28 protein-coding genes are annotated in these 23,025 nt (G+C 68.3%); 14 read left to right on the top strand and 14 right to left on the bottom strand.

What is annotated here, in order from left to right:
• The first annotated feature begins 52 nt into the window (after positions 1 to 52).
• Positions 53 to 892 (top strand): arylamine N-acetyltransferase family protein, encoded by an 840-nt coding sequence (locus ACUVWL_RS19615; RefSeq protein WP_049439306.1) that lies wholly within the window; start codon positions 53 to 55, stop codon positions 890 to 892.
• Positions 893 to 957: 65 nt separating this feature from the next.
• Here ACUVWL_RS19615 and ACUVWL_RS19610 read toward each other — a convergent pair whose 3' ends face one another.
• On the bottom strand, positions 958 to 1,329 hold the full coding sequence (locus ACUVWL_RS19610) for a VOC family protein (RefSeq protein ID WP_014648601.1): 372 nt from the start codon (positions 1,327 to 1,329) through the stop codon (positions 958 to 960).
• An 82-nt stretch (positions 1,330 to 1,411) separates the two neighbouring features.
• Between ACUVWL_RS19610 and ACUVWL_RS19605 the strand changes: the two genes are divergently transcribed.
• The gene (locus ACUVWL_RS19605; protein ID WP_445978675.1) at positions 1,412 to 2,128 is read left to right on the top strand and encodes a transporter substrate-binding domain-containing protein; all 717 of its coding nucleotides are present in this window, start codon (positions 1,412 to 1,414) and stop codon (positions 2,126 to 2,128) included.
• A 34-nt stretch (positions 2,129 to 2,162) separates the two neighbouring features.
• Here the strand turns inward: ACUVWL_RS19605 and ACUVWL_RS19600 are convergent, their stop codons facing one another.
• On the bottom strand, positions 2,163 to 3,062 hold the full coding sequence (locus tag ACUVWL_RS19600; RefSeq protein ID WP_032959086.1) for a LysR substrate-binding domain-containing protein: 900 nt from the start codon (positions 3,060 to 3,062) through the stop codon (positions 2,163 to 2,165).
• Positions 3,063 to 3,160: 98 nt separating this feature from the next.
• On the opposite strand from ACUVWL_RS19600, the gene ACUVWL_RS19595 reads away from it, so the two are divergent.
• Positions 3,161 to 3,304: a hypothetical protein gene (locus ACUVWL_RS19595; RefSeq protein ID WP_169411611.1), complete on the top strand. Its 144-nt coding sequence runs from the start codon at positions 3,161 to 3,163 to the stop codon at positions 3,302 to 3,304.
• 7 nt (positions 3,305 to 3,311) lie between these two features.
• On the opposite strand, the gene ACUVWL_RS19590 is transcribed toward ACUVWL_RS19595, so the two are convergent.
• Entirely contained in the window at positions 3,312 to 3,878 is a 567-nt protein-coding gene (locus ACUVWL_RS19590; protein WP_049439308.1) for a GIY-YIG nuclease family protein, read from the bottom strand.
• Positions 3,879 to 4,010: 132 nt separating this feature from the next.
• Here ACUVWL_RS19590 and ACUVWL_RS19585 point away from each other — a divergent pair, with 132 nt between their 5' ends.
• Positions 4,011 to 4,805: a D-alanyl-D-alanine carboxypeptidase family protein gene (locus ACUVWL_RS19585; protein ID WP_445979177.1), complete on the top strand. Its 795-nt coding sequence runs from the start codon at positions 4,011 to 4,013 to the stop codon at positions 4,803 to 4,805.
• 5 nt (positions 4,806 to 4,810) lie between these two features.
• Here the strand turns inward: ACUVWL_RS19585 and ACUVWL_RS19580 are convergent, their stop codons facing one another.
• Complete coding sequence (locus ACUVWL_RS19580) at positions 4,811 to 5,404, bottom strand: TetR/AcrR family transcriptional regulator (RefSeq protein ID WP_049439310.1); 594 nt, start codon at positions 5,402 to 5,404, stop codon at positions 4,811 to 4,813.
• 16 nt (positions 5,405 to 5,420) lie between these two features.
• Complete coding sequence (locus ACUVWL_RS19575) at positions 5,421 to 6,017, bottom strand: NAD(P)H-dependent oxidoreductase (RefSeq protein WP_049407909.1); 597 nt, start codon at positions 6,015 to 6,017, stop codon at positions 5,421 to 5,423.
• A gap of 126 nt (positions 6,018 to 6,143) precedes the next feature.
• Here ACUVWL_RS19575 and ACUVWL_RS19570 point away from each other — a divergent pair, with 126 nt between their 5' ends.
• On the top strand, positions 6,144 to 6,677 hold the full coding sequence (locus ACUVWL_RS19570; RefSeq protein WP_134809360.1) for a hypothetical protein: 534 nt from the start codon (positions 6,144 to 6,146) through the stop codon (positions 6,675 to 6,677).
• Between the two features lie 57 nt (positions 6,678 to 6,734).
• Here the strand turns inward: ACUVWL_RS19570 and ACUVWL_RS19565 are convergent, their stop codons facing one another.
• Positions 6,735 to 7,562: an isocitrate lyase/PEP mutase family protein gene (locus ACUVWL_RS19565; protein WP_032959081.1), complete on the bottom strand. Its 828-nt coding sequence runs from the start codon at positions 7,560 to 7,562 to the stop codon at positions 6,735 to 6,737.
• 164 nt (positions 7,563 to 7,726) lie between these two features.
• Here ACUVWL_RS19565 and ACUVWL_RS19560 point away from each other — a divergent pair, with 164 nt between their 5' ends.
• The 5 genes from ACUVWL_RS19560 to accC all read left to right on the top strand — a co-directional run bounded on the left by ACUVWL_RS19560 (position 7,727) and on the right by accC (position 11,512).
• Positions 7,727 to 8,455, top strand: coding sequence for a DOPA 4,5-dioxygenase family protein (locus tag ACUVWL_RS19560; RefSeq protein WP_014648610.1), 729 nt, complete (start codon positions 7,727 to 7,729; stop codon positions 8,453 to 8,455).
• Positions 8,456 to 8,728: 273 nt separating this feature from the next.
• Positions 8,729 to 9,178, top strand: coding sequence for a type II 3-dehydroquinate dehydratase (gene aroQ, locus ACUVWL_RS19555; protein WP_032959080.1), 450 nt, complete (start codon positions 8,729 to 8,731; stop codon positions 9,176 to 9,178).
• Entirely contained in the window at positions 9,175 to 9,600 is a 426-nt protein-coding gene (locus tag ACUVWL_RS19550; protein WP_032959079.1) for a lysozyme inhibitor LprI family protein, read from the top strand. The genes aroQ and ACUVWL_RS19550 overlap by 4 nt, the downstream gene beginning before the upstream one ends.
• A gap of 54 nt (positions 9,601 to 9,654) precedes the next feature.
• Positions 9,655 to 10,134 (top strand): acetyl-CoA carboxylase biotin carboxyl carrier protein, encoded by a 480-nt coding sequence (accB, locus tag ACUVWL_RS19545; RefSeq protein WP_005419696.1) that lies wholly within the window; start codon positions 9,655 to 9,657, stop codon positions 10,132 to 10,134.
• Between the two features lie 10 nt (positions 10,135 to 10,144).
• Positions 10,145 to 11,512, top strand: a complete 1,368-nt coding sequence (accC, locus tag ACUVWL_RS19540; protein ID WP_014648613.1) for an acetyl-CoA carboxylase biotin carboxylase subunit — start codon at positions 10,145 to 10,147, stop codon at positions 11,510 to 11,512.
• Between the two features lie 129 nt (positions 11,513 to 11,641).
• On the opposite strand, the gene ACUVWL_RS19535 is transcribed toward accC, so the two are convergent.
• Both ACUVWL_RS19535 and ACUVWL_RS19530 read right to left on the bottom strand, forming a co-directional pair.
• Positions 11,642 to 12,016, bottom strand: a complete 375-nt coding sequence (locus ACUVWL_RS19535; RefSeq protein WP_032959077.1) for a hypothetical protein — start codon at positions 12,014 to 12,016, stop codon at positions 11,642 to 11,644.
• Positions 12,013 to 12,984 carry a hypothetical protein gene (locus ACUVWL_RS19530; protein WP_049439317.1) on the bottom strand — a complete coding sequence of 324 codons (972 nt, stop codon included), beginning with the start codon at positions 12,982 to 12,984 and terminating at the stop codon, positions 12,013 to 12,015. Before ACUVWL_RS19530 ends, ACUVWL_RS19535 begins: the two co-directional genes overlap by 4 nt.
• A gap of 164 nt (positions 12,985 to 13,148) precedes the next feature.
• Between ACUVWL_RS19530 and prmA the strand changes: the two genes are divergently transcribed.
• From prmA to fis, 3 genes are all read left to right on the top strand, one after another.
• The gene (gene prmA / locus ACUVWL_RS19525) at positions 13,149 to 14,069 is read left to right on the top strand and encodes a 50S ribosomal protein L11 methyltransferase (RefSeq protein ID WP_014648616.1); all 921 of its coding nucleotides are present in this window, start codon (positions 13,149 to 13,151) and stop codon (positions 14,067 to 14,069) included.
• 42 nt (positions 14,070 to 14,111) lie between these two features.
• Positions 14,112 to 14,879 (top strand): DUF3426 domain-containing protein, encoded by a 768-nt coding sequence (locus ACUVWL_RS19520; RefSeq protein ID WP_445978674.1) that lies wholly within the window; start codon positions 14,112 to 14,114, stop codon positions 14,877 to 14,879.
• Between the two features lie 115 nt (positions 14,880 to 14,994).
• Complete coding sequence (fis, locus tag ACUVWL_RS19515) at positions 14,995 to 15,270, top strand: DNA-binding transcriptional regulator Fis (protein ID WP_005419706.1); 276 nt, start codon at positions 14,995 to 14,997, stop codon at positions 15,268 to 15,270.
• A gap of 126 nt (positions 15,271 to 15,396) precedes the next feature.
• Here fis and ACUVWL_RS19510 read toward each other — a convergent pair whose 3' ends face one another.
• The 6 genes from ACUVWL_RS19510 to ACUVWL_RS19485 are packed head-to-tail and all read right to left on the bottom strand — an operon-like array spanning position 15,397 to position 21,197.
• Entirely contained in the window at positions 15,397 to 16,392 is a 996-nt protein-coding gene (locus ACUVWL_RS19510) for a phosphatidate cytidylyltransferase (RefSeq protein ID WP_014648618.1), read from the bottom strand.
• A complete protein-coding gene (locus ACUVWL_RS19505; protein WP_014648619.1) occupies positions 16,389 to 17,018 on the bottom strand; it encodes a lysophospholipid acyltransferase family protein in 630 nt (209 codons plus the stop codon). Before ACUVWL_RS19505 ends, ACUVWL_RS19510 begins: the two co-directional genes overlap by 4 nt.
• Before the next feature lie 13 nt (positions 17,019 to 17,031).
• A complete protein-coding gene (locus ACUVWL_RS19500; protein WP_445978673.1) occupies positions 17,032 to 17,469 on the bottom strand; it encodes a hypothetical protein in 438 nt (145 codons plus the stop codon).
• A complete protein-coding gene (locus ACUVWL_RS19495) occupies positions 17,466 to 18,770 on the bottom strand; it encodes a phosphatase PAP2/dual specificity phosphatase family protein (protein ID WP_445979176.1) in 1,305 nt (434 codons plus the stop codon). Before ACUVWL_RS19495 ends, ACUVWL_RS19500 begins: the two co-directional genes overlap by 4 nt.
• Before the next feature lie 23 nt (positions 18,771 to 18,793).
• Complete coding sequence (locus ACUVWL_RS19490; RefSeq protein WP_049439322.1) at positions 18,794 to 20,545, bottom strand: bifunctional alpha/beta hydrolase/class I SAM-dependent methyltransferase; 1,752 nt, start codon at positions 20,543 to 20,545, stop codon at positions 18,794 to 18,796.
• A 34-nt stretch (positions 20,546 to 20,579) separates the two neighbouring features.
• On the bottom strand, positions 20,580 to 21,197 hold the full coding sequence (locus ACUVWL_RS19485) for a CDP-alcohol phosphatidyltransferase family protein (protein WP_014648623.1): 618 nt from the start codon (positions 21,195 to 21,197) through the stop codon (positions 20,580 to 20,582).
• Positions 21,198 to 21,405: 208 nt separating this feature from the next.
• Between ACUVWL_RS19485 and purH the strand changes: the two genes are divergently transcribed.
• The gene (gene purH, locus ACUVWL_RS19480; protein ID WP_014648624.1) at positions 21,406 to 22,989 is read left to right on the top strand and encodes a bifunctional phosphoribosylaminoimidazolecarboxamide formyltransferase/IMP cyclohydrolase; all 1,584 of its coding nucleotides are present in this window, start codon (positions 21,406 to 21,408) and stop codon (positions 22,987 to 22,989) included.
• Positions 22,990 to 23,025 lie beyond the last annotated feature (36 nt).

The raw sequence follows: 23,025 nt of genomic DNA, 5'->3' as shown, positions 1-23,025 counted from the left end.
CAACCCCGGTTGGGAGAGCACAGTAGATCTCCCTCCCCCGCCCGGCGCGCGCATGACGACGCTCGATGTCCCCCGCTACCTGCAACGCCTGCAGCTGGATGCACCGCCACCGCTGACGCTGGCGGGCCTGACCCTGCTGCAGCAGCGCCACAACGCACTGCTTCCGTTCGAAACCCTCAGCTGCCTGCTGCGCGATGCAGTACCGATCGACCTGGACAGCGTGCAGCGCAAGCTGCTCGACGACCGTCGTGGCGGCTACTGCTTCGAACTCAACGGCGGCCTGCTGGCACTGCTGCAGGCGCTGGGCTTCGATGCACAGCCGTTGAGCGCGCGCGTGCTGCTGGCCGCCCAGGACGGCGAACTGACCGCACGCACCCACCTGCTGCTGCGCGTGCAGGTGGACGGCGATGACTGGCTGGTGGATGCCGGTTTCGGCAGCCTGACCCCGACCGTGCCGCTGCGGCTGCATGATCCGCAGCCGCAGGCCACGCCCCACGAGCGCTTCCTGTTGCAGCGCCTGCCCGGCGAGGGGGATTTCGTGCTGTCCGCCGAGTCCGGCGATGGCTGGCGGGCAATGTATCGCTTCGACCTGCACGCGCCGGCACCGATCGACAACGTCGTGGGCAACTGGTACGTGTGCACCCATCCCGATTCCAGTTTCCCCGGCCAGCTGCGCGCATCCCTGACCGGGCCGGACTGGCGACGCACCATCGGCAGTGGCAACTACACCGAGTACCGTCCCGGCCAGGCACCGGACAAGCGTCCGCTGCGCGATGTGGGCGACGTGCGCGAGGTGTTGCAGCAGCGCTTCGGCATGCAGCTGCCGGACGACCCACGGCTGGACCCGGCGATCAACGACTGGCTGCAGCGCTCACGCTCGGCCACGGTGTAGAGCCGGGCCGATGCTCGGATGAGCGTTGGCGGCTGGGTCAACAGCCGCCGAGCATGGGCTCGGCCCTACAGAACCACGCGCGCCTGCAGCGCAATGCGATTGCCTTCGCTGTCGGCGATCTCGGCCACGCGCCAGTCACCGGCATCGGCCGGGCCGAAGCGCAGCTCGGCCCCGGCCTGCAGCGCACGCTCGAGGCTGGCATCCAGGTCATCAACCCCGATGTAGATGCGCGCACCGTGGACGGAGGGCAGATAGTCGGCCCCCCGCACCAGCGCCATGCTGGCACCGGTGGCCTCATCGGCAAACGGCAGGTAGGCCATCCTGCAGTCGTGCAGCAGGATCGGTTCGTCCACCGCCACCTGCAGCCAGTGCTGGTAGAACGTGATGGCCCGGCCCAGGTCAGTGACCGGTATCTCGACGTGCAGGATGGGGTTCATGTCCGCAGGATAACCGGATGCTGACACTGCCTTGCAGGTCCGTACTGGCATGCTGGACCGCCCTTTCCCCGCGGAGTCCTGCATGTCCCTGGCCGATCATCGTGGTGCGCTGGCACCGCTGGGCTTCCTGCGCGTGGCCATCAACCTGGGCAATCCAGTACTGGCGCAGGGGGACGCGCGATCACCGCGCGGGCCGTCACTGGAACTGGCCACGGCATTGGCGCAGCGCATGGGCGTGCAGGCACGCTTCACCTGCCACGACGTTGCGGCCGCGGTGGTCGCTGCAGCCAGCAAGGATGCCTGGGACCTGGCCTTCCTGGCCATCGATCCGGCGCGCGCCGACCGCATCGCCTTCAGCGCCCCCTATGTGGAGATCGAAGGCACCTACCTGGTGCGCGAGGACAGCCCTGCGCAGCAGGTGGCCGACCTGGACCGCGATGGTCTGCGCATCGCGGTCGGTCGTGGCGCCGCCTACGACCTGTTCCTCAGCCGCGAACTGCGCCACGCCATGATCGAGCGGGCCGAGACGTCGGCCGCTGCCATCACCCTGTTCGATCTGCAGCGCCTGGATGCCGCCGCCGGCGTGCGCCAGCCGCTGGCCGCCTGGGCGCAGGCGCATCCCGGCCACCGCGTGCTGGCCGACCGTTTCACCGTGATCCAGCAGGCGGTCGCGGCGCCGGCCTCGCGCCCGGCCGATGCATTGCAGGCGCTGTTCGAGGAAGTGGAGGCGATCAAGGCAGGCTCGTTGCTGGGCGAAGCCTTCGCCCGTGCCGGGCAGGCGGTTACGTTGGTACGGTGACTGCCGGACACACGCAGTCGAGCATGGCTCGACGCTATAAATGCGCGTCTGCCATGTGCCGGACGTGCTCGGCCGCCTGAGCGTGCAGCCAGTCGCGGAAGGCCAGGAAGCCGCGATGGCGGGCCGAGCGCTGCGGGTAGACCAGCCAATGCGGCCAGGCGGTTTTCAGTCGCAGGCTGGACAGCGCCACCAGTTGGCCCGAATCCAGCAGCAGGCGCGCCCGCGTCACCCGTCCCAGCGCTACGCCCACCCCGTCCAGCGCCGCACGGTGATGCGCCTCCGAATCATCCAGCACCGCCACGAAGCGCGGCGGCGGGTTCTGCCCACTCAGCGCGAACCAGGCGCCCCACGCGCCATCGGGATCCCCCAGCAGCGGCCACTGGTTCAGCGGCACGCGGTCGATCCCTCCCATGCGTTCGATCAGCGCCGGGCTGGCCATCGGCAGCAGCCACTCGTCGAACAGCGGCTCCACCACCAGGCCCGGCCACTGCCCGCTGCCCAGCCGCAGCGCGGCGTCGAACTGGCGCTGTCGCTCGAAGTCAATCAGGCGTTCACTCGACTGCAGGTTGATCTCGATCTGTGGATGCTCGGCAACGAAGTGCCCCAAGCGCGGCACCAGCCACGCCGACGCCATCGACGGTACCGCGCTGATCGTCAGCACGTGCTCGGCGCGTGCGGCATAGGGCTGGAAGGCCTCGTTGATCGCATCCAGATGCGGGCCGACCTGGTCGAGCAGGCGCTGCCCTTCCAGGGTGAGGGTGACGCCGCGTGGCTGGCGGACCAGCAGTGGCTGCCCCAGCCGCTCTTCCAGCTGGCGCATCTGATGGCTGAGCGCACTGACGGTCAGGCTCATCGACGCCGCTGCGCGTGACAGGTTGCCCAGCCGCGCGGCGGCCACGAAGCCCTGCAGGGCGTGAAGGGGCGGACGGGACATCAGGCTTGAATTCCTCTCAAGGCATGCTTGCGGAAATGTCGCTTTTTCCGCGTCCATGCTGCCCGTATCGTGCAATCCACTCAAGTGGAGGGACGCTCATGAACATCTACGGCAGCCTGTTGTTCCTGCAGGGCCACGTGGCCAACGCCGAACTGGCCCGGCAGCTGGCCTGCCCGTCCACCGGCTCCCCCACGGGTGCGCCGCAACCGGCCGCGCCGGTTCAGCAACCGCGTGGCCGTTGAACACGGCTCAACCTGCATACCAACGCTGGACGTGTTCAGGCAGCCATGGCATTGGGTCGATATCCAGCGCCCGGCAACCGTCGAGGGTGTCACGCAGCACGCGCTCGCCGGGGCCACCGGGCATGCGCAGGCCATCCTCTTCCGGTAGCTGCACCGCCGCCCAGTCGTGCAGCCGGTCCATGCGCAGGCGCTGGGCGGCCTGCAGCCAAGCCTTGAGCTGGAAACAGCGATAGCCCTGTGCGCCCAACGCATCAACCGCGAGCGACAACGCCTGGTTGGCACCACGCACCCATTCGGTGCGACCTCCGGCCTTGTCCTGGACCGTCATCGGCGCCGGCGCGCGGTGCGCCTTGAACGGCGAACGCAGCTGCAGCTCCAGATCACGCGCATCGCGCTCGCTCTCCGCTTCCACCAGCGTACCGGCATCAAGGTCGAAGAACTCGAACCAGCGCCGGTGCAATGCGCTGATGCGCCCGAGCGGATCGCGTGAAAAGCCGATCTTCGCGTAGTCCTCCCACGCACAGGGGAAGACGTAGGCGAAGACACGACCGTCGATGCGGATATGCGACTGCATGTGCGCAGGCTGCCTCCACTGCAGCCCGGGCGCAACCGGGCGTTGCGGTGGGCGCCGCAGGGCTTTGGCAGTACGGCTTCATGCAGCCGCTGCGGACTATCCTTGCTGGCTGTCGCTGTCATCACCGCCACCATGCCTGCTCCTGCGCCTGCCCACCTGCCAGTCTCGTCCATCACCCTGGACGCGGCAACCTTCGCGGTGGTCCACCAGCACAACGCGGACATCGCGCGGCAACCGGCCTCGCTGACCAAGCTGATGACCGCCTACGCCGCTTACGGATGCGTCGAAGAGAACGGTGGCACGTGGGACCAGGCGGTCACCATCGCCGCCGAGGATGTGCTTGCCGTAGCCGATGATGAAACACGCATGGGCCTGGTGCCCGGCGAAACGGTCACGCTGGCGCGCCTGCTGGAAGGGTTGATGATCGTCTCCGGCAATGATGCGGCGCTGGCCATCGCACGCCATCTGGACGGATCACAGCCTGCGTTCCTGGGCCGCATGAACTGGCACGCGCGCCAGCTTGGCCTGCGCAGCACGCGGTTCGCCAGCGTGTCCGGCATCACCACCCCGCACCATGCCTCCAGCGCGCGCGACATGGCGGTACTCGCCGCCTGCCTGCTGAATGACCATCCGCAGATCCTGGCAATCACCGCGCAGCGCACGTTCGCGCATGGCCGCTTCAGCCGCAGCAACCAGAACGCACTGCTTGGCGAAGACGGCGTGGATGGATTGAAGACCGGCTACACCCAGGCCGCAGGCTTCTGCCTGGCCGCCACTGCCTGCCGGGCTGTGCCCGGGCGGAACCTGCCGGTACGCCTGATCACCGTGGTGCTGGGCGCTGAAATCCGCGACGCACGCGATGCCCTTGTGCGCGAGCGGCTGGCCGCCGGGTTTGCGGCGCTGGACGACACCACCGCCGACGCCTGAGCGGATCAGCGTCGCTTGACCGTCGCCACGATCAAGCGCTGCAGCTCGGCCTCGGCGCCGACCTTGTCCAGCGCGCCTGCCGCCACGGCTTCGGACAGGGCTTCGGCCGCACCGAGAATCGCCCAGCGTCCGGCCAGGGGGACCGTGCCATCGGCCGCAAACGGGCCCAGCCAGGTGTCGCAGTTGTCGATGAAGTCCTGCTGGTAGCGCCGACGCACTTCATGGAGTTCCGGCGCGCCCACCAGCGCAGCGAGGATGCCCTGCACTTCACTGCCCTGGCTGAGGACGCAGTCGATGTAGCCGGAGGCGATGGCCGCTGCACGATCGGCCAGCTGCGCCCTGGCACGGCCGATACGCTCGTGGAAGACCACCGTCTGCCGCCCGTCATAGTCATCGTAGAGCGCGGCCAGCAGCCCGTTGCGGGTCACGAAGTGATCATAGGCCACCGGTTTGGTCACACCGGCCGCCTCGGCCAGCCGCCCCAGCGTCAATGCGTCGGTGCCTTCGTCGCCGACCAGCGCCCAGGCCACGTCCAGCAACTGGCGGGCGCGTTGCTCGCGGGTCAATCGGCGGCGCGTGGGAGCGGCGTTGGCAGGCATCGGTGGAGCACGGCGGTCAGCGCATCGGAGCACCGATTTTACGGCCGATCGCCAGCGCGGTCTGCAGATGCGCTTCGGCTGCACCGGAATCGGCGTCCAGCAGCAGGTCGGACGACAGCACGCGCGCGCCGCAGTAGTCGAAGATGCCCATGTCGATCTGGGTCTTCATCGCCGCACCGTAGCCGCGCCGTTCGATCATGTCCGCGCCAGCCCCGCCGATGCCGACCAGATGCACGCCCAACCGCTGCAGCTTTTTCTGCACCTTGCCATCGGCGCCGTCCTGGTAGGCCCAGCCCTGGGTGAACACACGATCGATCCAGCCCTTCAGCAGCGCGGGGAAGGACCACCAGTACAGGGGATAGACCAGTACCAGCGTGTCGGCAGCCTGCAGCCGCGCCTGCTCGGCGGCGACGTCAGCCGGAGTCGCGCCGGTGCCACGGAACAGCGCCTGGTCCTGCATGTTGAAGCGCGGATCGAAGCCTTCAGCCATCAGATCGGCGTGGGTCACGCTGTTGGCGGCATCCGACGCGGTGATGGCTTCGCCGATGCGCCTGGCGATGGCATGGGTCAACGCGCCGGGTTCAGGGTGGGCGGTAACGATGAGGGTGTGCATGGGGCATGTCCGGAGTTCACTAACTACCAATAGTAAGTAGTGTCGCCCGGGATACCAGCGCCATGCGTGGGACGCTGTTTCCGCATCCACCGTATAGTGCGGCGGTTCCCACTGAGCTGCCCGACGATGCACCGGTATCTGCTTGCCCTTCTGCTGGCCCTGCCGATGGCAATGGACGTTACGCCCGCGCTGGCCGGTGAACTCAGTCCGGAAGACTCGGCCGCATTGCGCAATGAGGTGCAGGCGATGATGGGCGCCTTCGCCCGTGGCGATACCGAGCTGATCATCGCGCGTACCCATCCCAGCCTGAAGCAGCTGGCCGGTGGCGACGAGGCCTATGCGCGGGCGACCCGCGACACCGTGAAGGCGCTGCGCAGGGCCGGCGTCAGCATCATCAGCGACGAGGCAGGCGTGCCGGGCCGCACCTATGCGGCCGGTGACGAGGAAGTCTGCTTCGTACCGCGCCAGTCACTGCTGCGCGTGCGCGAAGCGCCGATGCGCAGCACGTCATTCATGGTTGCCGTGCGACGCGTCGGTACAACGCAATGGCGCTATCTGGACGGCGCGGCGATGCTGGACAACCCGGCACTGCTGCGGCAACTGCTGCCGGCGCTGGAGCCGGGCGTGACGCTGCCCAGGGGCGGGATGGAAGCGCTGTAGTCGCAGGCGCGCGTCCATCCACGCCCGGGCTGGATCCATTGCAGGCCTGGGCGTGTGTCAGCGGAACAGCGCGTTCAACGCCGCGCCCGAAGCCGCCTGCTGCAGGCCATCGAAGCGGCCGTCCTGCAAGATCGGCTCGATGGCCTGCATCAGCCCACCCCACGCAGCTCGCGCCAGCGCACCGCCCAGGCTGACCCGTCGCACGCCGAGTGCCGCGATGTCCTGCAGGCTCAGCGGTGTCGGTCCACCGACCAGCAGGTTCACCGGCTTCGCCCCTGCAGCGGCAACCACCGCGCTGATCTGTTCGGGCGTGCTGATGCCCGGTGCATACAGCACATCGGCGCCGGCCTCGGCATAGGCGCGCAGGCGCTGCAGGGTGTCCTGCAGATCCGGCACGCCAACGAAGAAATTCTCGGCCCGCGCGACCAGCAGCACATCGCCCCCCGCGCGGTCGATGGCCGCACGTGCCGCACACAGTCGCTCGACCGCCTGCCCGATCGGCCGCAGCGGCGCATCGGCCACGCCGCTGGCGTCCTCAATCGACAGCGCCGCGATACCGGTGTCGATGGCCGCCGCCACCGCCTCGCCCACTGCCTGTGGCGTGGCGCCGAAGCCATCACCGAAATCGGCGTTCAACGGCAGCGGTGTCGCGGCCGCCATCAGCCGCAGATGTTCCAGTGTGGCCTGCAGCGAAACCGCCCCATCCGGCCGCCCTTCACTCCAGGCGCAGCCGGCACTGGTCGTGGCCAGTGCCTGGAAGCCCTGCCGCTGCAGGTAGCGGGCGCTGCCCACGTCCCACGGATTGGGCAGCACGAAACAACCTCGCGCATGCAGCTGGCGGAAACGCGCGCGCTTGCGCTGGGTGTCGGCATCAAGCGGGGTCATGGCGGGTTCCCGGGCGGCGGACCTGCACCCTAGCCCACGCTGCGGCGGCACTCAATCACGGCGTGGACCAGCGTGCATGAGGTGATGCCGGCTGCTTATTGGACACCACCGTGCACGCTGCCCGAGCGTGCTTGCCTGCCACACAGTGCCCCACGGAGCCCCAGATGCACCCGGACCCGCAGACCCTGATCGACGCCGGCGACGATGACGCCCATTGGGCCGACCTGCTTTCACCCGCGCGCCGTCGCCTGATCGCGTCGGCCGGGCTGGCCGCTGGCGGCCTGGCCAGCGCGTCGGCTGCCACCGCAGCCGCGCGCAGCGACAACGCCGTGAACACCACCGAACCCGGGCGACCCGGCTTCCGCGCCATCGTTCCGCCGGCGCCCGAGGGCCGCAGCCCATGGGGCCAGGCCACGGCCAGCGAGCCTACCCCGCGGCCGGCCAGCGTGCGCCCCGGCGAGGCCACGCTGCCCACCCGGCCACGTGCCTACACCGCCATCAAGAGCTACCACGCCCACATCTACTTCGACGAGGACAGCTTCGAGAAGGCCGCGCTGCTGCGGCGCTGGGCCGCCGAGCGCTTCCCTGTGGAGCTGGGCAACTGGAACCTTGAGCCACGCGGGCCGCACGTCACCCCGTCGTTCTATTTCGGCTTCACCAACGACCTGCTGCCGGTGCTGGTGCCCTGGCTGCAGCTCAACAGCCTGGGCCTGACCATCCTGATCCACCCCAATACCGGCGATGGCCGCGCTGACCATCTGCATTACGCGTTGTGGGTGAACCGCGCGCAGCCGGTCAATGCCTACAACTGGCCGGCGCCGAAGCCCGGGCAGCCGGAACCGCTGGAAGAGGTGTTCCCGAACGTGGTGCCGACGGTGCCGCTGGAGATCTGAGCGGCCGGGTGCCGGACAGCTCCATGTGGAGGCGCAGTGTGCTGCCCACCGGACCCCGTCTCCCCGCATGGCGTGGATGCCGGCATCGTCGGCCTACGTGCGCGCATCCCCGTCCAGCACCACGTTCAGCGCGCCTTGATCCAGCGCCCGCCATACGGCCGCAAGCGCTCCGGCAGATTTCAAACATACGATTGAAACGCTGCAAACTTCGCCGAACTGGACAGCATCCGCCGGTTCCGCCAGACTGCCGCCCTTTCCCGTCTTCCGGATCCCATGGCGAAGCTGCTGGTCCTGCACGGCCCCAACCTCAACCTGCTCGGCACCCGCGAGCCGGAGGTCTACGGCCACACCACGCTGGCCGACATCGACCAGGCCCTGGCTGCCCAGGCATCGGCCGCCGGACACACCGTGGAACGCCTGCAGTCCAACGCCGAGCATGTGCTGGTGGACCGCGTGCAGGCTGCGCGCAGCGACGGAACCGCTTTCATCCTGATCAACCCCGCCGCCTTCACCCACACCTCGGTCGCCCTGCGCGATGCGCTGGCGGCGGTGGCGGTGCCGTTCATCGAGATCCACCTGTCCAACCCGCATACCCGTGAGCCGTTCCGCCAGCACAGCTACTTCAGTGACAAGGCAGTGGGCGTGGTATGCGGTTTCGGTGCAGACAGCTACCGCTACGCGATGGACGCGGCGCTGCTGCGCGTGCAGGCGGCCAGCGCGTGAAGATGCCGCCGCGTGTGCTTGCCGGCATCCTGCTGTGGGCCGGTCTGTGCGGCGCCAGTGTCGCTGCCGAGCGCGCGGCCGCGGGCATCGACTGCGCACAGGCAAGCGGCGGCTACGAGCGCGACATGTGCGATTCCGATCGCCTGGATGATGCCGACAGCGCATTGAACGCCGTCTACGCGCAGGCGCGTGGCGAACTGAAGGCGCAGGCAACCGATGGCAGCTGCAGCCGCTGCGCGGCGGCCGAACAGCAGCTGGTGAAGGCCCAGCGCATCTGGATCACCTTGCGCGATGCAGATTGCGAGGCGGTGTATGCCTTCAATGCAGACGGCACCTCGCGCAACCCCGCGAAGATGCAATGCCTGATCACCCAGACGCGCGACCGTACGCGGCAGCTGCGCGAGTTCTACGAACTGCTTTGAACCGAGTGCAACCGCACTCTCCACCACACTGACATCACGAGCAAAGAGGCCACCATGGATCTCCGCAAAATCAAGAAGCTGATCGACCTGCTGGAAGAGTCGAACCTGGCTGAAATCGAAATCAAGGAAGGCGAAGAGTCGGTGCGCCTGTCGCGCGCCCCGGTGGCCGGCTATGCCGCCCCGGTCGCCGCGCCGGTGTATGCCGCTCCGGCCGCCCCGGCGCCGCAGGCGATGCCGATGCAGTCGCCGACCGAAGCCTCCACCGGCGGCAGCGCCAAGCCGGGCCCGGCACTGCCGGAAGGCCACGTGCTGCGCTCGCCGATGGTCGGCACCTTCTACGCCTCGTCCGCCCCGGACAAGCCGGCCTTCGTCACCGTGGGCCAGCAGGTCAAGGAAGGCGAAACCCTGGCCATCATCGAAGCGATGAAGATGTTCAACCCGATCGAAGCCGACACCTCCGGCACCATCGTTGCCATCCTCGGCGAGAACGGCCAGCCGGTGGAATTCGACCAGCCGCTGTTCGTGATCGGCTGAGGGGCGCGCCATGCTCGACAAAGTCGTCATCGCCAACCGAGGGGAGATCGCGCTGCGCATCCTGCGCGCGTGCCATACCCTCGGCATCCGCACGGTGGCCGTGCACTCCACGGTCGACCGCAACCTCAAGCACGTGGCCATGGCCGACGAGTCGGTCTGCATCGGTCCGGCGCCGTCGCCGCAGAGCTACCTCAACATCCCGGCCCTGATCGCGGCGGCGGAAGTCACCGATGCCCAGGCCATCCACCCGGGCTACGGCTTCCTGTCGGAGAACGCCGACTTCGCCGAACGCGTGGAAGAATCCGGCTTCATCTTCATCGGCCCCAAGGCCGACACCATCCGCATGATGGGTGACAAGGTCGAAGCCATCCGCGCGATGAAGGCCGCGGGCGTACCGTGCGTGCCCGGCTCGGGCGGCCCGCTCGGCGAGGACATCGTCGCCAACACCAAGATCGCCCGCGAGATCGGTTATCCGGTCATCATCAAGGCGGCCGGCGGTGGCGGTGGTCGCGGCATGCGCGTGGTGCACGCCGAAGCGTCGCTGAAGACCTCGATCGAAACCACCAAGAGCGAGGCCAAGGCCGCGTTCGGCAATGGCGAGGTCTACATGGAGAAGTTCCTGGAGAATCCGCGCCACGTGGAAATCCAGGTGCTGGCCGATGGACAGGGCAATGCCATCCACCTCGGTGAGCGCGACTGCTCGATGCAGCGCCGCCACCAGAAGGTGGTGGAAGAGGCACCGGCGCCGGGCATCACCGCCGAGCAGCGCGAGCAGATCGGCAAGGTCTGCGTGGAAGCCTGCATCCGCATCGGCTACCGCGGCGCGGGCACGTTCGAGTTCCTGTACGAGGACGGCCGCTTCTACTTCATCGAGATGAACACCCGCATCCAGGTGGAGCATCCGGTCACCGAAATGGTCACCGGCATCGACCTGGTGGCCGAGCAGCTGAAGATCGCCGCCGGCCAGAAGCTGTCGATCAAGCAGAGCGACGTGGTGCTGACCGGCCATGCCATCGAGTGCCGCATCAACGCCGAAGACGCCGAAACCTTCGTGCCGAGCCCGGGCACCATCACCGGCTTCCATCCGCCGGGTGGCCCCGGCGTGCGCGTGGACACCCACATCTACAGTGGCTACCGCGTGCCGTCGAACTACGACTCGATGATCGGCAAGCTGATCGTGCACGGCCCGGACCGCGAAACCGCCATTGCCCGCATGCGGGTGGCACTGAGCGAAATGGTGGTCGATGGCATCAAGACCAACATCGCCCTGCAGCAGCGGATCATGCGTGACAAGGGCTTCCAGGCCGGTGGCCAGAACATCCACTACCTGGAAAAGCGCCTGGCCGAGCGCAAGAACAAGCCGATTGCATTGACCTGATCGGCGCCAGGTGCTGGACATGAAAAGGGCGGGGATCTCCCCGCCCTTTTCTGTTCCTGTAGAGCCGGGCCCATGCTCGGCTTGCCGCCAAGCACAGCCGAGCATGGGCTCGGCTCCACAGCGAGCACGTCAGCGCTTGTCGGCCACGTCGGCCGGAATCTGCGAATGGGCCAGCGGCCGCACGCCATTGGGCGAGGTCGGATCGACGATCACCATGGTTTCGGTGGAACCATCGGGCCACACCACCTGGAAGGTGCTGCCGGCCGGCAGTGAAGCGAATGGCATGCCACTCTGCGCGCGGTAGACCGCAGCGACCTGGCTGGCACCGGCGCGGCGCACGTCTTCCTGCGCCTTCACCGTGGTCAGCTCCACCTTCGACAGATGCCGGTAGCGGTCCTCGTAGGTATCGATCATCAGCAGGCCAACCGCCCCAGCCGAGTAGGCCACGAACAGCGCCACCCAGAACCAGAACTTGGCCCCATGCAGGAATCGACGGTAATTCATCGCCCGTCCCTCTTTCCAACCAATCGCTTGATCCATTCCTTCATTTTCCCAGCACCTTGCCGCGATACCGCAGCGTCATACACGAAATCCCGGAAATCCTGCGCTCCATCCTGCGAACAGATCCCTCCGTTCGCACAAAAATTGTTGACCAGCACGCTGTCCGCTCCACAGGCCAGGCCGAGTTCACAGGCCGCAAGCCGCCATGCAAGTTCACTGAGCTGCTCGCCCGCCACCAGCCCGTCAAGCGCGCGGTCACCGGCCGCACGCACGCCCATGGCTGGCGCGATGGCCATGTAGGCCTCGGGGTCGCGCGAGGTGCGCACGCGCTCGACCAGGTCGCGGCGGTACTCGGCACTGTCATGCAAGGGCTCGCCCTCGGCGAACAGCGACGCTTCCGCGGCCAGGTTGCCCTGCGCGGCCGCCTTGCGGCGTTCGGCCAGCACCAGCGCCGCGCCCAGCTTGTCGCCCGGCACGAAACCGCCACACCGCTGTGCCACCCGCTCGCGTGCCTCGATCATCGCCGGCGCCGCAGTCAGGCCCAACCCGCTCAGTACGTTGTTGTCCAGGCGGTAGCCACCCGGATCCAGTGCGTACTGCGCGCAATAGTCATAGACGCGGCTGAGCATCCAGCGCGCCTCGTGATTGCCGTTGTCGGCCTGTGCGCGCAGGCGCTGGGCGTAGGCATACAGGTCGCTGGCGTCTTCGATGTCGGCGCGCAGGTCCAGCGGCAGGCCCGACGGCAGCGTGTTGCCGCGCTCGAAAGCCGCCAGCCGCCGCGCCAATGCTTCCGGCACCACCGGCAGCGGCGCTCCGCCGTCACGGCTGGCCATGACCAGCGGCAGGTCCGGCGACGCCGACGTCGACGCCACGCCCGCGGCATGGCCGCTGGCCCGATACCCGGCCACGCCCAGCACGGCCACCGCCGGCAGCACGAGCAACCAGGTTTTCAGGGTCGGAGCGAAGGCCATCGGCGGTGGTGAGCGTTCACGGCACACAGGAAAGCGCCGAGTTTAGCAAGGCCCGGCAGGCCTGTCTGAACTGCCCCCATTCATCTCAAAGCGGCATCTCAGGCAATACGGAGACGCCCCGATGGTCTAGCATTGCCCCCTTTCCCGCGACTGTCCCCACCGCCATGCCGTTCCTGGAACTGACCCTGCGCTGCACCGAAGCCACCCAGCCCCGCTATGAAAATGCGCTGGAGGACGTCGGCGCACTGGCCGTGACCCTGCTTGATGCCGAAGCCGACACCAGCAACGAACAGGCCATCCTCGAACCCGGCGTGGGGGAAACGCCGCTGTGGGACACCCTGGTGCTGAGCGCGCTGTTCCCCGCCGACAGCAATGCGCTGCTGCTGCTGGCCGCCCTGGAATCCTTCGACCCGGAACTGGACTGGAGCAATGGCAGCTTCCGCGCCGTCGAAGACGAAGACTGGGAGCGCGCATGGCTGGACCAGTTCCAGCCGATGGATTTCGGCAGCCGCACCTGGATCGTGCCGTGGAACCATGAACTGCCGGACGCTGCACAGGCCGCCGATGCCGCCGTGGTGCGGCTGGACCCGGGCCTGGCCTTCGGCTCGGGCACCCATCCGACCACCGCCCTGTGCCTGCGCTGGCTGGACCAGCTGGCCGTGGACGGCCAGCTGCAGGGCCAGCGCGTGCTCGACTTCGGCTGCGGCTCGGGCATCCTCGCGCTGGCCGCGCTGAAGCTGGGCGCCGCCGAAGCGATCGGCGTGGACAACGACCCGCAGGCGCTGGTCGCCACCGCCGACAATGCCGAGCGCAATGGCGAGCAGGCCCGCATGCAGGTGTACCTGCCGCAGGACGAACCGGTCGCCACCTACCCGATCGTGGTCGCCAACATCCTTGCCTCGGCGCTGGATGCGCTGGCCGAGCTGCTGGCCGCACGCGTCGCCGCCGGCGGTCGCATCGCCCTGTCGGGCATCCTGCAGGGCCAGGAAGGCGAACTGCTGCAGCGTTATGCCGCGTGGTTCGACGATCTGCAGGCCACCCAGGATGGCGACTGGATGCGCATCACCGGCACGCGCCGCGCCTGATCGTGATTGAATGACCGCTGGATCCGAGCCCGCGCCCTGAGCATGTCCGAGCCGAACCCGCCGCGCCGCCCTTTGGCCACCTTCCTGCGCCCCGCGTCGGAAGGCGAGGCCGCACCTGCGACCGACGCGCGCACGCCCGACCCGTCGGCGCATGACATCCCTGCCGCGAAGTCCGGGGACCCGGTCGACGCGGCGCTGCCGCCGATGGCGGAGACGCGACAGCTCGATGACACCGTCATCCTCGACGAAGCGCCCGTGATCGAACCCGTCCTTGCCGTCCCGGCCGCGCAGGCGGTGGCCGGCGATGCGCCGAGCTTCCTGGGCACTTCGCGGCCGCGCGCGCTGCCGACGCCGCGCTGGCACTGGGTGCTGGTCGCCGGGCTGGCACTGCTGCTGGTACTGCAGAGCGTGCTGGCCGATCGTGCGCGACTGGCCGCCGACGCCGGCAACCGCACCTGGCTGGGCGCACTGTGCGGCGTGCTGCGCTGCAGCCTGCCGGCCTGGCACGAGCCGACCGCGTTCACCATGACCAGCCGCGAGATCCGCCCCCTGCCCGGCCAGGCCGGTGTGCTGCAGGTGCAGGCCAGCATCCGCAACGATGCGCGCTGGGCACAGGCCTGGCCGGACCTGCGCCTGTCACTGTCCGATGCCGATGGCCGGGTGATCGGCAGCGGCGTGTTCACGCCCGCGCAATACCTTGGCGAAAGCCCGGCCACGACCGTGCTGGAACCGGGCCAGAGTGCGCGCATCGCGTTCCGCGTGCAGGAGCCCGCCGCGTCCACCGTCGCATTCACCTTCGACTTCCTCTGACCAGGGTAGAGGCGACCAGCCGTGGCAGGTCGGGCACGCTCGCGCTAGACTGGCCGCCACCACCTCGTCCGGCCGCGCGCTCCGCGCGCACGGGCCAACCGAATCGGGAACCCCCTTGAACGCTGTCCTCTCTCGTCCTGACAACAGTCGTGGCGCTCCCCGGCCACCGCTGCGTGAACACGTCGCCCAGTCCGTGCGCCGCTACCTGCGTGATCTTGATGGCTGCGACGCGGACGATGTCTACGAGATCGTGCTGCGCGAGATGGAAATCCCGCTGTTCGTGGAAGTGCTCAACCACTGCGAAGGCAACCAGAGCCGCGCCGCCGCGATGCTGGGCATCCACCGCGCCACCCTGCGCAAGAAACTGAAGGAATACGGCATCAGCGCCTGAGCGCGCGCGGGTAGTGCCGGCCGCTCGCCGGCAACCCCATGAACGATGGCAGGATGTCGCAGTTGCCGGCCAGCGGCCGGCACTACCGGTAGATCCACGCCATGCGTGGATGCAGCCCCGGCGGGATCACCCGCCGCCGCCCGCCTTCCAGTAGTACCGCACCACATGGAAGAACACCGGCGCGGCGAAGCACACCGAATCGAGCCGGTCGAGCATGCCGCCATGGCCCTCGATCATGTGGCCCCAGTCCTTGATCCCACGGTCGCGCTTGATCGCCGACATCACCAGGCCGCCCCAGAATCCCATCAGGTTGATCAGCAGCGACAGGCCGAACGCCTGCAGCGGCGTGAACGGGGTGATCCACCACAGCGCCGCCCCAAGCGCGCTGGCGCTCAGCACGCCACCCACGAAGCCCTCCACCGTCTTCGACGGCGACAGCTTCGGCGCGATCAGGTGCCGGCCCAGCAGCTTGCCCCAGATGTACTGCAACACGTCCGAGGACTGCACCACGATCACCAGGAAGGCGAACAGCAGCACGTTGCGCGAGGGGTCGTGACCGGGCACGTGCAGGTTCAGCAGCAGCGGCACGTGCGAGATGCAGAACACGCAGATCATCAACCCCCACTGCACCTTCGCGGTGCGCTCCAGGTAGTGCGTGGTATCGCCACCGATGGTCGACAGGATCGGCAGGAACAGGAACGCATAGACCGGGATCAGCAGCGTGTACATGCCGTACCAGTCGATCCACACCAGGTAGTACTGCCACGGCAGCACGATGTAGAACGCAGCCAGCAGCGCGTAGTAGTCGCCTGAACGGGTCGGCGCCAGGGTGATGAACTCGCGCAGCGCGAACAACGAAATGATCGCGAACAGCACGATCACCCCGGCGCGGCCGAAGAACAGCGCCAGCCCGACCACGATCGCCATCACCCACCATGCACGGATACGCGACACCAGGTTGGCGATCACCGCGCTGGGCTGACCGCGCTGGCGCCAGCGCAGGGTCTCGGCCACCAGCGTGGCCAGCACCAGCACCGCGCCGACGCCGGCAAACAGCAGGCCGGTCTGCTGGCCGACACTCTGCGTTGCCAGATCGCCAGATACATCCAGCACGAAACTCATGCACGACCTCCATTCGGCGCCAGGTCCAGCAGCGCCTGCCGGCTGCGGGCCAGGAATGCGGCCTTGTCCTCGTCGGCCTGCAGCCGCAGCGGCGTGCCGAAGGTGGCCGTGCACAGCAGCGGCAACGGCAGGAACCGCCCCTTCGGCATCACCCGCTTCAGGTTGTCGATCCATACCGGCACGAACTCCAGCTCCGGCCGTTGCCGCGCCAGGTGGTAGATGCCGCTCTTGAACGGCAACAGCGGTTCATCGCCGATATTGCGCGTGCCTTCCGGGAACAGGATCAGCGAGCAGTCTTCGTCCACCGCATCGCGCAGTACCTGCAACGGGTCCTGCTGGCGATGGCCGGCCTCGCGCTCGACCAGAACACCGTTGAACACCGCATCGATCAGGTAGCGACGCAGGCCATCACGCTGCCAGTACTCGGCCGCGGCCACCGGGCGCACCTGGCGCCGCAGTGCCGGTGGCATCGATGACCAGATCAGCACGAAGTCACCATGGCTGGCGTGGTTGCCGTAGTACACGCGGCGCTCGCTGGACGGCGCGCAACCGATCCACAGCGCGCGTGCGCCGGTCACCACATGGATCGCGCCACTGCAGGCGCGGGCAATCAGTTCGGCAAACATCGGTCACTCCCATTCACGTCTGCGGCCACACCACGGCCAGCACCAGCAGTGCGAACTGCACTGCGGTCAGCAGGTACTGGCGCAGCAGCAGGCGGCGCATGCCGGACCAGCGCGCATCCCAGCCACGCAGTGGCGCATCGGGCGACGCGCGGCGCAGGCCACTGTCGTCCAGCAGCTGATCGATGCGGCGTGCGGCGGCTTCGCCCTCCAGTCCTTCATCGCGCAGCAGCTGCAGCAGGCTGGCATCCAGCCCCACCCGCCACGCGTGGTAGGCCTGTGCGATGCCCGCGGCAACACTGAGCAGCAACAGGCCGGCAGCGATCATCGCCAGCCCCGGCTCGGTGCCGAGCAGCAGCAGTGCCACCAGCAACATCCCCAGCGACAGCAGCGCCGGCCAACGCCCCTGGCGCAGCAGCAGCTGCATGGTCACCAGATCAGGAACCGTGCTCATGCGCGCGCTCCTGCCGCAGCAGTGATGGCATGCAGATGCGCCGCGTGCAGCACGATGCCGGGGCGTGCAGCCCGAACGATCGCCACTGCCGCGTTCGCATCGGCGGCACGACCACTGCGCAGCAGCCAGGTGGCGACGCTGGCGGCGCTGCGCGAATAGCCCAGCGCGCAGCACACCAGCAGCGGCCCCTGCACGCGCAGACGCTCGATGGCATCGGCCGCCTCGCGCAGCTGTTCCGGCGTGGGCACCACCAGGTCCAGCATCGGCACGCTGGCATACGCCGCGCCCGGCGCGCGGCAGGACAGTTCAGCACAGGCATCGACCACGCCGACCAGCGGTGTTGGCAACGCAGCACAGGGAATGCGTCCCAGCCACACGTCATCCATCACCGGCACCGGATGCGGCGCACGCCGCGTCCACAGCCGCGAATTGACCCAGGCTGCGCCCAGGTACGGCGCCAGCAGCCAGCGTGCCGCCATTGTCAGGCGACCATCGGCGCGCTTCTGGAACACCGCGGTACCCAGCCCGGCATAGGCCAGCGCCACCAGCAGCAGCGACACCACCGGCCACAGCAGCCACAACGCGGCGCCACGCAGAAGCACCACCGGCACCAGCAGTACAGCGGCCCCCAGCAGGTACACCCCTGCCAGGCGCCAGCGCTTGGCATCACGTGCCGTGCGCCATGCACGCAGCGGGGGCGTGCCCTGCTCCGGCCACAGCCACACGCACAACCAGCCGGCCAGCAGGCCGGTCGGGATATCGATGAAGTGATGCTGGAACGTGGTCAGCACCGAGACGCCGATCAGCAGCGCCCACACATGCAGCACCCAGCGCCACACCCCGTGCAGGTACTGTGCGAACTTCACCCACAGCACGATCAGCAACACGATGTGCAGCGACGGTGCCTGGTTGAACGGCTTGTCGAAGCCCAGCAGCACATCGAACAGCCAGCCGAACACACCGCCGATCTGCGGACGCTCGAAGCTGAAGCGCAGCGGCCACAGCAGGAAGCAGCTCACGGCGATCAGCTGTGCGCTCAACAGCCGCAATGCGTGCCGGTCCAGCTCCAGCCGTTGCCGGCACAGGAAGAACGAGACCGCGTAGAACAGGTCGATCGACCAGTACGGCACGATCGTCCATGGCACGAACGGGATGCGGGTCTCCCAGCCGAACGCCATCACCGGCAGGGTGGCGTGGCGGCCGGCCATCCAGTTGGCGAAGCCATAACTGGCGAAGAAGAACGGACCCAGCAGGGCCAGCCACAACAGGGCGCGCCGCCAGGGGCGCCCCTCTGCGGCCAGTGGGGATGCGGCGAGCGTCGCCATCACGCGGTCCGGCGCGCCAGCGATACGGTGAAGATGCCGAAGTCGTCGATACGCTGCGCCACCTTCTCGAACCCGGCCAGGCGCACCAGTTCGTCCATCTCCTGCTGGGTACGGCGGCGCATCACCCACGCCGCGCCACCGCGGTGGCTGGTCAAGGCACGGGCAATGAATTCCAGCTGCGGGTGCCAGGGCTGGCCGGTATAGGCCAGGTAGCCACCCACTGGCACCGCTGCGGCAATGCCCTGCAGCGAGCGCAGCACGGCGTCGTTGTCGGGGAACAGTTCGTACAGGCCCGAGACTACCGCCAGCGTCGGCGCTGGATCGACCTTGGCCAGCTGTGCCGGGTCGAACGCATCACCCTGCTCGAAGCGCGCGATGTCGGCCGCGCCCAGGCGCTGGATCAACGCCTGGCCCTGGGTCACGTTCAGATCGCTGAAGTCGCGCAGCACGATGCGGTCGGCGCGCTGCTCGCCCTGGCCCAGTGCTTCCAGCACATAGCGGCCATGGCCGGCGGCCACGTCCAGCACCCGCACCGGCGTGCCCTGCCCGCGCAGGCGCTGTGCGGCGTCGCGCAGCAGTTCCTGCAGGTGCTGGCCACGCACGCGGATGCCACGCCAGCCGATCGCATCCAGGTAGTTGCGGTCGACCATCCGCCCCAATGGGCCCTTGCCGCGCGCCTCATTCCGGTAGATGTAGTCCAGCGTGCTACCGGAATCGAAACCGGTCTGCAGGCCCAGCGCGATGCCTTCGGACAGCGTGCCGCCGAAGCGCAGGCCGCCACGTACAACGCGCCAGCGCAGGTCGGCCAGGCTGTTGCGTTCCGGTGGCCAGGCCAGGATCTCCGACTCTTCGAAGGTCGGCCCATGGCGGTGCGCGTCGCGCCGTGACAGCTCGCGCAACGGTTCGGCGAAACGCGCCTGGATGAAGCTGCGGATGCGCGCCAGTGCCGGTGCCCGATCGCGCTCGCCCAGCGTGTCGTGGAAGAAGCCCGGCAGGTGCACCCGCTCCTTGATCGGGCTGGACAGGCGCTCATAGAAGCGATCCTGCGGGCCACGGTGCACCACGAAATCCGAGCCGGACACCAGCAGCTGCACCGGCACGCTGATCGCCTGCGCATCGGCCACGATGCGGTCGGCCGCTTCGTACAGGCCCAGCAGCACGCGCACCGAGATCGGCCGGGTGATCAGCGGATCGGTACGGTAGCTTTCCACCCGCGCCGGGTCATGGGTCAGCCACTGCGGCTTGACGTAGCTGTTGACGAAGAAGTTGCCGCGCAGCTTCTGCATCAAGGCCAGGCCCGGCCGCGCGAACGGCACGTACAGCTTCACCTTGAACGCCGGTGAAGCCATCACCAGCGCACGCAGGCGTGGCGCGTAATCGTGCACCCAGGTCGCGGCGACCACCGCCCCTACGCTCTGCGCGATCACCACGATGTCTTCCACCGCAATGCCGTGCTCGGCGCCGATGTGGGCGATGAAGCTGTCCAGGTCGCGCACCAGCGCCGGGAAGCCCGGTGCATCGCCACGCGCACCCGGCGAACGGCCATTGCCGCGCGCATCCCAGGCGAAGAAGGCGGTGTCGGGCAGGTCCAGCTCATCGACCAGGTGGGTGACGCGCCCGGAGTGCTCGTGGCCGCGGTGCAGCAGCACGATGGCCCGGGTGGCCGGGGTTGCGGTGGTGCCCGCCCAGTACCGGTAGAACAGCGGTACCTGGTCGAAGCTGTGGAATTCCCGTTCCTGCGCCTGACGCATGCAATCTCCTGATTGTCTTTTTGTATCTGCTTGATTAATTCGACGAAACCGCCGTTTCCCGCAGTCCGCGACGGACGCGGTTGATCATGGTCAGCATGCACAGCACCGCCATGGCCGCAGCCACGCCAGTGACCGTCATCGCGCCAACCCACTCAGACGCCAGCAGCAGACCCAGCACGCCGACGACGAAGGCGCGGTCACTCTTGCCCATCGGGCCGTCATAGCGGCGGCTGGCACCGACCATCAGCCCCAGCACCCCGGCGTACTCGCTCAGCGCCGCCGTCCAGGCCAGCAGCCACAGCACTTCCGGGCGCACGCCCGGCACGCTGAGCAGGCTCAGGTACAGCGCCGCGTCGGCGATCACATCGCACAGCTCGTTCAGATAGGCGCCCAGCCGCGACTGCTGGCCGAACTCGCGGGCCAACATGCCGTCCACGGCGTTGAGCGCCATGCGCAGCAGCATCCACAGCGGCAGCAGCAGGTACAGCAGGGGCTGGGCCGGCGCGCAGCACCAGACGGCGGCAGCGACCAGCAGCGAGACCGCGGCCGCGGTCACGGTCACCGCATTGGCGGTGATCCCCATGCGGTACAGACCGCGTACGGCCGGACGCAACAGGTCCTGAAAACGTCCTTTCAATGCATAGATCGACACGATCCGAACCCGCTGATCCTTGGCAGTTCCGGCACAGCCTACCCGATTGGAGCAGCGCGCCCCATCGAATTGCTTGCGGACCGCCCCCGGCCAGGCTGTGCTGAAGGCGGCCACAGGCCGTGGGTGCGGGTCGATTTTCCCCGCCGGCGCCCGCCACCGGCCCCCACCGCCTACAATATCGGCCCCGCTCCGCTGCCGATTCTGTCCCATGACTGCTGATCTGTTGCCCGTCCGCCGGGCCCTCCTCTCCGTTTCCGACAAGACCGGCCTGGTCGAGCTGGCCACTGCGCTGGCGGCACGCGGCGTGGAGCTGTTGTCCACCGGCGGCACCGCCAAGGCGATCCGCGATGCGGGCCTGGCCGTGAAGGACGTGGCCGAGGTCACCGGCTTCCCGGAAATGATGGACGGCCGGGTCAAGACCCTGCACCCGATGGTGCACGGCGGCCTGCTGGGCCGCTCCGGCCTAGATGACGCAGTGATGGCCGAGCACGGTATCGGTGCCATCGACCTGCTGGTGCTGAACCTGTACCCGTTCGAATCGGTCACCGCCCAGGCCGACTGCACCCTGGCCGACGCGGTCGAGAACATCGACATCGGCGGCCCGGCCATGCTGCGCTCGGCGGCCAAGAACTTCGCCCGCGTGGCGGTGGCCACCGATCCGTCGCAGTACGCCGAGCTGCTGGCCTCGCTGGAGGCCAACAACGGCCAGCTGACGGCGGCCACCCGCTTCGCATTCTCGGTGGCCGCGTTCAACCGCGTCGCCCAGTACGATGCGGCGATCAGCAACTACCTGTCGGCGGTCACCGCCACTGACGCCGCCGTGCCGGCCCGTGCCGAGTACCCGGCGCAGATGAACTCCACCTTCGTGAAGGTGATGGACCTGCGCTATGGCGAGAACCCGCACCAGAGCGGCGCGTTCTACCGCGACCTGTACCCGGTGCCGGGCACGCTGGCCACCTTCCAGCAGCTGCAGGGCAAGGAGCTGAGCTACAACAACCTGGCCGACGCCGATGCGGCGTGGGAATGCGTGCGCCAGTTCGATGCGCCGGCCTGCGTCATCGTCAAGCACGCCAACCCGTGCGGCGTGGCCGTCGGTGCCGGCAACGGCGATGCCTACGAGCTGGCCTACGCCACCGACCCGACCAGCGCCTTCGGCGGCATCATCGCCTTCAACAAGCCGCTGGATGCCGCCACCGCCAAGGTGATCCTCGACCGCCAGTTCGTCGAAGTGCTGATCGCCCCGGACTACGAGCCGGCCGCGCTGGAGTACGCGCAGAAGAAGGCCAACGTGCGCGTACTGCGCATCCCGCACGGCGACGGCCTGAACAACTTCGACAGCAAGCGCGTCGGCTCGGGCCTGCTGCTGCAGTCCTCGGACAACCGCGGCATGACCCGCGACGAACTGAAGGTGGTCAGCAGGCTGGCGCCGACCGACAAGCAGTTCACCGACCTGCTGTTTGCCTGGAAGGTCGCCAAGTTCGTGAAGTCCAACGCGATCGTCTATGCCAAGGACAACCGCACCATCGGTGTCGGTGCCGGCCAGATGAGCCGCGTGTACTCGGCCCGCATCGCCGGCATCAAGGCCGCCGATGCGAACCTGGTGGTCGAGGGCTCGGTGATGGCCTCCGACGCTTTCTTCCCGTTCCGCGATGGCATCGATGCCGCTGCAGCCGCCGGCATCAAGGCGGTCATCCAGCCGGGCGGTTCGATGCGCGATGCCGAAGTGATCGCCGCCGCCGACGAACATGGCCTGGCCATGGTGTTCACCGGCGTGCGCCACTTCCGCCACTGATCCGCATCACCAAGCCGGGCCCTGCCCGGCTTTTCT

The sequence above is a fragment of the Stenotrophomonas muris genome, assembly GCF_052751275.1.
Note: the sequence above shows the minus strand (reverse complement) of the source record. Positions and strands in the feature narration are given on the sequence as shown.

Bases quoted from the DNA above. Each gene is read 5' to 3' on its own strand.
- ACUVWL_RS19615 (WP_049439306.1), top strand. From the start codon at position 53: ATGACGACGCTCGATGTCCCCCGCTACCTGCAACGCCTGCAGCTGGAT.
- ACUVWL_RS19610 (WP_014648601.1), bottom strand. From the start codon at position 1,329: ATGAACCCCATCCTGCACGTCGAGATACCGGTCACTGACCTGGGCCGG.
- ACUVWL_RS19605 (WP_445978675.1), top strand. From the start codon at position 1,412: ATGTCCCTGGCCGATCATCGTGGTGCGCTGGCACCGCTGGGCTTCCTG.
- ACUVWL_RS19600 (WP_032959086.1), bottom strand. From the start codon at position 3,062: ATGTCCCGTCCGCCCCTTCACGCCCTGCAGGGCTTCGTGGCCGCCGCG.
- ACUVWL_RS19595 (WP_169411611.1), top strand. From the start codon at position 3,161: ATGAACATCTACGGCAGCCTGTTGTTCCTGCAGGGCCACGTGGCCAAC.
- ACUVWL_RS19590 (WP_049439308.1), bottom strand. From the start codon at position 3,878: ATGCAGTCGCATATCCGCATCGACGGTCGTGTCTTCGCCTACGTCTTC.
- ACUVWL_RS19585 (WP_445979177.1), top strand. From the start codon at position 4,011: ATGCCTGCTCCTGCGCCTGCCCACCTGCCAGTCTCGTCCATCACCCTG.
- ACUVWL_RS19580 (WP_049439310.1), bottom strand. From the start codon at position 5,404: ATGCCTGCCAACGCCGCTCCCACGCGCCGCCGATTGACCCGCGAGCAA.
- ACUVWL_RS19575 (WP_049407909.1), bottom strand. From the start codon at position 6,017: ATGCACACCCTCATCGTTACCGCCCACCCTGAACCCGGCGCGTTGACC.
- ACUVWL_RS19570 (WP_134809360.1), top strand. From the start codon at position 6,144: ATGCACCGGTATCTGCTTGCCCTTCTGCTGGCCCTGCCGATGGCAATG.
- ACUVWL_RS19565 (WP_032959081.1), bottom strand. From the start codon at position 7,562: ATGACCCCGCTTGATGCCGACACCCAGCGCAAGCGCGCGCGTTTCCGC.
- ACUVWL_RS19560 (WP_014648610.1), top strand. From the start codon at position 7,727: ATGCACCCGGACCCGCAGACCCTGATCGACGCCGGCGACGATGACGCC.
- aroQ (WP_032959080.1), top strand. From the start codon at position 8,729: ATGGCGAAGCTGCTGGTCCTGCACGGCCCCAACCTCAACCTGCTCGGC.
- accB (WP_005419696.1), top strand. From the start codon at position 9,655: ATGGATCTCCGCAAAATCAAGAAGCTGATCGACCTGCTGGAAGAGTCG.
- accC (WP_014648613.1), top strand. From the start codon at position 10,145: ATGCTCGACAAAGTCGTCATCGCCAACCGAGGGGAGATCGCGCTGCGC.
- ACUVWL_RS19535 (WP_032959077.1), bottom strand. From the start codon at position 12,016: ATGAATTACCGTCGATTCCTGCATGGGGCCAAGTTCTGGTTCTGGGTG.
- ACUVWL_RS19530 (WP_049439317.1), bottom strand. From the start codon at position 12,984: ATGGCCTTCGCTCCGACCCTGAAAACCTGGTTGCTCGTGCTGCCGGCG.
- prmA (WP_014648616.1), top strand. From the start codon at position 13,149: ATGCCGTTCCTGGAACTGACCCTGCGCTGCACCGAAGCCACCCAGCCC.
- ACUVWL_RS19520 (WP_445978674.1), top strand. From the start codon at position 14,112: ATGTCCGAGCCGAACCCGCCGCGCCGCCCTTTGGCCACCTTCCTGCGC.
- ACUVWL_RS19510 (WP_014648618.1), bottom strand. From the start codon at position 16,392: ATGAGTTTCGTGCTGGATGTATCTGGCGATCTGGCAACGCAGAGTGTC.
- ACUVWL_RS19505 (WP_014648619.1), bottom strand. From the start codon at position 17,018: ATGTTTGCCGAACTGATTGCCCGCGCCTGCAGTGGCGCGATCCATGTG.
- ACUVWL_RS19500 (WP_445978673.1), bottom strand. From the start codon at position 17,469: ATGAGCACGGTTCCTGATCTGGTGACCATGCAGCTGCTGCTGCGCCAG.
- ACUVWL_RS19490 (WP_049439322.1), bottom strand. From the start codon at position 20,545: ATGCGTCAGGCGCAGGAACGGGAATTCCACAGCTTCGACCAGGTACCG.
- purH (WP_014648624.1), top strand. From the start codon at position 21,406: ATGACTGCTGATCTGTTGCCCGTCCGCCGGGCCCTCCTCTCCGTTTCC.